This is a genomic window from Sphingobacterium sp. 1.A.4, from assembly GCF_002734245.1.
Taxonomy (GTDB): domain Bacteria; phylum Bacteroidota; class Bacteroidia; order Sphingobacteriales; family Sphingobacteriaceae; genus Sphingobacterium; species Sphingobacterium tenebrionis.
This window is the reverse complement of record NZ_PEAZ01000120.1, coordinates 1-1,332: the sequence shown is the minus strand read 5'-3', so window position 1 is coordinate 1,332 and position 1,332 is coordinate 1. Positions and strand designations below refer to the sequence as shown.

The window sequence follows — 1,332 nt, the reverse complement described above, 5'->3', positions numbered from 1 at the left end:
TGTCATCCTGAGAATTAAAAATTTGAACTAAATTTATCGGAAGGTGATGACATTTAGTAACTTAGTTCATTGACCATTCTGCAGTTTGACCGGACTATCGTATAGTGCATCTTGCCTGTCCCTGAGCTTGGTTCCATAGATTGAGGCATTGGAGTTTGGTACATCTTTTAGATTGTCCGTATGGTAGCCTGCCGTGTATTTTTCCTCTATGGGCTTAATGGTTTCACATTTTAATTGATGTGCCATGAAAATCATTCACGATCATGCTGCGGGGATCGATATCGGTTCACGCAGAATCTTCATCTCCGTCCAGGGGCAGGAGGTCGTTTCCTTCGCCACTTTTACCCGTAACTTTCGCGAAGCCCTGGACTATCTGCTCTCCCATGGTGTGGACACCGTTGCGATGGAGGCCACGGGTTCCTATTGGTTCATCCTTTACGATATCCTCCACGCCGGAGGGCTTGACGTCTGGCTGGTCGACGGTCGCCAGACCAAACAGGTCCCCGGACGGAAGACCGATGTAAAGGACTGTCAATGGATCCAGCAGCTGCACAGCTATGGACTCCTGAACCGCTGCTTTGTGGCCGAAGGGGACCAAAAGGAGATCCGCAGCTACCTGAGGCTGAGGGAGGACCTGCTGCGGAACGCCGCCATGCATGTCAACCACATGCAGAAGGCCCTGGTGGAAATGAACATCAGGCTTCCCGAGGTACTGAGCCAGATCCATGGAGCAAGCGGTATGGCCGTCATCGGTGCAATACTGTCGGGCGAGCGCGATCCTGGTGTCCTGCTGTCCCTATGCCATACCAGGCTGCGCAGGACCAAGTCCCAGGAGATCCTTGCCGCCCTGGAGGGTTTCTATACGGAAAGGGGTGTGTTCGCCCTAAGGATCGCCCATGAGGCCTATCTGTTCTACATGAAGCAGATTGCCGAATGTGACCATAAGCTGGAAGCCCTGCTGCAGAAGGGCGGCGATGGCGGCAAAGGGTCCCAGTCAGGGCCCAGGAAACCGATCCGGCACAACAGGCCGGACATCAGGGACCTTGGCGCCCATCTGCTGGACCTCTTCCAGGGCAGGGATGCCACCATATTGCCCGGGATCACGGACTATACCTGGATGCAGATCTACAGCGAGACGGGAAACGATCTGGAACGATGGGCCACGGAGAAGCATTTCACAAGTTGGCTGGGGCTATCTCCGGGGCAGAACAGCTCGGGCACAAGTAGCAGAAGGGTCAAGCGGAAGGGGAAACCGCTGACCGGACAGATATTCCGGGTCATTGCACAGGGACTCCTACAGAGCAAGAAAATAGCGATCGGGGAATTCGGACG

At 54.4% G+C, this 1,332-nt stretch carries 2 protein-coding genes; one reads left to right on the top strand and one right to left on the bottom strand.

Going from position 1 to position 1,332, the window contains the following annotated elements; translation table 11 throughout:
- Positions 1–66: 66 nt before the first annotated feature.
- A complete protein-coding gene (locus CRJ00_RS18060) occupies positions 67–246 on the bottom strand; it encodes a hypothetical protein (protein ID WP_099367263.1) in 180 nt (59 codons plus the stop codon).
- Between CRJ00_RS18060 and CRJ00_RS18055 the strand changes: the two genes are divergently transcribed.
- Positions 245–1,332 (top strand): IS110 family transposase (locus tag CRJ00_RS18055; protein ID WP_099368126.1); only part of this gene is annotated, 1,088 nt, incomplete at its 3' end. The genes CRJ00_RS18060 and CRJ00_RS18055 overlap by 2 nt on opposite strands.